General features: G+C 43.4%; 1 protein-coding gene, 9 tRNA genes and 1 rRNA gene. All 11 read left to right on the plus strand.

Features of this window, described 5'->3' with window-relative positions; all coding sequences use genetic code 11:
* Positions 1 to 85 precede the first annotated feature (85 nt).
* The 11 genes from rrf to V7183_RS09690 all read left to right on the plus strand — a co-directional run bounded on the left by rrf (position 86) and on the right by V7183_RS09690 (position 2,313).
* Positions 86 to 201, plus strand: a 5S ribosomal RNA gene (rrf, locus tag V7183_RS09640).
* A 9-nt stretch (positions 202 to 210) separates the two neighbouring features.
* Positions 211 to 285: transfer RNA gene (locus V7183_RS09645), tRNA-Asn, on the plus strand.
* A 4-nt stretch (positions 286 to 289) separates the two neighbouring features.
* Positions 290 to 362 (plus strand) — tRNA-Thr (locus tag V7183_RS09650).
* A 22-nt stretch (positions 363 to 384) separates the two neighbouring features.
* Positions 385 to 459 (plus strand) — tRNA-Glu (locus V7183_RS09655).
* A 5-nt stretch (positions 460 to 464) separates the two neighbouring features.
* Positions 465 to 540 (plus strand) — tRNA-Val (locus V7183_RS09660).
* 16 nt (positions 541 to 556) lie between these two features.
* A tRNA-Tyr gene (locus tag V7183_RS09665) sits at positions 557 to 640 on the plus strand.
* A 66-nt stretch (positions 641 to 706) separates the two neighbouring features.
* Positions 707 to 781 (plus strand) — tRNA-Gln (locus V7183_RS09670).
* A 5-nt stretch (positions 782 to 786) separates the two neighbouring features.
* Positions 787 to 862, plus strand: a tRNA-Lys gene (locus tag V7183_RS09675).
* Between the two features lie 5 nt (positions 863 to 867).
* Positions 868 to 939 (plus strand) — tRNA-Gly (locus V7183_RS09680).
* 10 nt (positions 940 to 949) lie between these two features.
* Positions 950 to 1,022 (plus strand) — tRNA-Ala (locus V7183_RS09685).
* 145 nt (positions 1,023 to 1,167) lie between these two features.
* On the plus strand, positions 1,168 to 2,313 hold the full coding sequence (locus V7183_RS09690) for a glycerate kinase (RefSeq protein ID WP_335359341.1): 1,146 nt from the start codon (positions 1,168 to 1,170) through the stop codon (positions 2,311 to 2,313).
* The last annotated feature ends 91 nt before the right edge of the window (positions 2,314 to 2,404 follow it).

Below are 2,404 nucleotides of genomic sequence, written 5' to 3' on the forward strand. Positions count from 1 at the left end.
TTATCTAGTTTTGAGAGAATATAAAAAAACTTGTTGACTTTCTGAGTGAATCAAGTATAATAATGATTGTCTCAAATGAATAAAGTCTGGTAATGATGGCAGAGAGGTCACACCCGTTCCCATACCGAACACGGAAGTTAAGCTCTCTAGCGCCGATGGTAGTTGGGGCCTTGCCCCTGTGAGAGTAGGACGTTGCCAGGCTTGCATTATTCCGCAGTAGCTCAGTGGTAGAGCTATCGGCTGTTAACCGATCGGTCGTAGGTTCGAGTCCTACCTGCGGAGCCATTATGCTTCCATAGCTCAGCTGGTAGAGCACTTCCATGGTAAGGAAGAGGTCACCGGTTCAAGCCCGGTTGGAAGCTTGGGAACAGTATTACAACTTTTGGCCCGTTGGTCAAGTGGTTAAGACACCGCCCTTTCACGGCGGTAACACGGGTTCGAATCCCGTACGGGTCACCACTTTTGGAGGATTAGCTCAGCTGGGAGAGCACCTGCCTTACAAGCAGGGGGTCGGCGGTTCGATCCCGTCATCCTCCACCATATATTTTATAATGTCGGAGGGGTAGCGAAGTGGCTAAACGCGGCGGACTGTAAATCCGCTCCTTCGGGTTCGGCAGTTCGAATCTGCCCCCCTCCACCATTTTTCAAAAAATAACCTGAGCAGGGTTTATTTTTTTGATAAGACAAGCATACTAGTAAATATTAATGGGCTATAGCCAAGCGGTAAGGCAACGGACTTTGACTCCGTCATGCGCTGGTTCGAATCCAGCTAGCCCAGCCATTTACGAGCCATTAGCTCAGTTGGTAGAGCATCTGACTTTTAATCAGAGGGTCGAAGGTTCGAGTCCTTCATGGCTCACCATTTTCGCGGAAGTAGTTCAGTGGTAGAATACAACCTTGCCAAGGTTGGGGTCGCGGGTTCGAATCCCGTCTTCCGCTTTTTTACTTCGGGGCCTTAGCTCAGCTGGGAGAGCGCCTGCCTTGCACGCAGGAGGTCAGCGGTTCGATCCCGCTAGGCTCCATTTATAAATCAGAAAAAGCTTACATCAATCGATGTAAGCTTTTTTGTATTCTGTTTAAGGAAGACGGCTTGAATTCATTTCGTTTACAATAGAAAGGTAGAAGTGAATACAATACGTTTGGATATTGGTAATGGGGGGATAGATGTTGAAAGTTGTTATTGCATCTGATTCATATAAAGAGAGTTTACGGGCAATAGAGGTATGTAAGGCCATTGAAATGGGATTTAGTGAGGTTTTTCCTGAAGCTAAGTATGTAACAGCTCCAATTGGAGATGGAGGAGAAGGAACTGTTCAATCTCTTGTTGATGCTACAGGTGGAAAGGTTATTTCACTCGATGTCACAGGTCCACTTGGAGAGGAAGTAGAGGCGTTTTACGGTATTTCTCAAGATAAAAGAACAGCATTTATTGAAATGGCAGCAGCATCAGGACTGCATCATATTCCAATTGAAAAACGAAATCCGCTTATTACGACTACAAGAGGAACAGGAGAACTCATATTACATGCATTAGATCAAGGGGTACAGCATATCATTCTAGGGCTCGGAGGAAGTGCTACCAATGATGGTGGAGCTGGCATGCTGTCTGCTTTAGGTGCGAAGTTCTTAAATGAAAATGGAGAAGTAATGGAGCCTGTTGGTGGCAATTTACATTCCATTGCCACTTTTAATCTTTCGGAACTAGATTCTCGTTTCGTACATGTGAAATTAGAAGCGGCATGTGATGTAGATAATCCGTTAATTGGGCCAAAAGGAGCCTCTTTTGTATTTGCTAAACAAAAGGGAGCTAATGTAGAAATGATGAAAGAACTAGAAGAAAATTTGAAACATTATGCTCATATATTAAAAGAACACTTCCATGTCGATGTAGCAGAAGTTCCAGGTGCAGGAGCGGCTGGAGGTGTAGGAGCAGCAGTCGTTGCGGTATTAAAAGGACAACTTCGAAAAGGAATTGAAATTGTATTAGATTATATAGGCTTTGATAAACATATAGAAGGCGCTGATCTTGTTTTGACAGGTGAAGGAAGAATAGATGAACAAACAGCCTACGGAAAAGCTCCTGTTGGTGTTGCTAGACGTGTGAAACAACATCATATACCAGTTATCGCTATTGGTGGCTCCGTTCTTTCAAATCATATTCCGATTTATAAAGAGGGGATCGATGCTGTATTCGGGGTGACAGCAAGCCCAATGACATTAGAAGAAGCATATAGATCAGCGGAAGAAAATATTAAAATGACCGCAAGGAATATTGCAACGGTATGGAAATTAGCATCAGAAAAACATCTCTAAGTATAGAGGTGTTTTTTATGTTTACTAATGTATATATACATTAATTAAAAAACCGACATAAAAATTTCTTTCTTTTAGGGGGACGAGAGCA

Origin of the sequence: Bacillus sp. JJ1127 (assembly GCF_036965845.1) — a bacterium.
Classification (GTDB): domain Bacteria; phylum Bacillota; class Bacilli; order Bacillales; family Bacillaceae_G; genus Bacillus_A.